This is a genomic window from Flavobacteriales bacterium (assembly GCA_020435415.1).
Lineage (GTDB): Bacteria > Bacteroidota > Bacteroidia > JACJYZ01 > JACJYZ01 > JACJYZ01.
Window position 1 is genome coordinate 1 of sequence record JAGQZQ010000179.1, and the last position, 646, is coordinate 646.

The window sequence follows — 646 nt, forward strand, 5'->3', positions numbered from 1 at the left end:
TGGGGCACACCCAGTCCACCCCGCCATAGTCGTTGCCGCCCGCACCGCCGGGCCGGCCGCCTGACCCGCCGCCACCGGTCTGCCCACCGCTCCCCCCGCTGGACGGTGCAGTGGTCTGGGGCGCGCTGGCCCCGCCGTCGGCGTTGTTCGTGGGCTCTTCCGGCTGCGACGTGGCCGCCGCAGCAGCCGCCGCTTCTTCGGCGGCCTTCGCCGCTCGGGCGCGCTCCTCGGCCTCGAGTGCCTTGCGGACGGCTTCGTCCTGCAGACGCTGGGCCTCGACTTCCTTCAGGTGCTGCACTTCGGCCTCGGCGGCGTCGCGCAATGCGGCGGCGTTGGCCTTCGCCCGCTCGGCTTCGGCCTGGGTGCGGGTGAGCGCCTCCTGCTTGTCCTCCAGGTCGCGGCTGAGCGCGTCGTACTCGTCGAACTCGGCCGTGGACGAGGCGTTGATGATGTCCGAGAAGGCGGACACCTGCATCTGCTCCTCCGGGCTGTCGAACCCGTTGAGCAGGGGCGACGTGCCAGGCTCGGCACCGGTGAAGCGGCGAACGGCCATTGCCTGGACCTTGGCGGTGAGGTCGCTGACCTTGGCCTGCAGATCGGCCACCTCGGACTCCAGCGAAGCGGCCTCCAGCGACAGGGTGTCGAT

Annotated in this window: 1 protein-coding gene; it reads right to left on the reverse strand. The window is 71.8% G+C overall.

Features of this window, described 5'->3' with window-relative positions; translation table 11 throughout:
• The coding region (locus KDD36_15205; protein ID MCB0397996.1) for a hypothetical protein at positions 1 to 646 on the reverse strand (646 nt) is incomplete at both ends.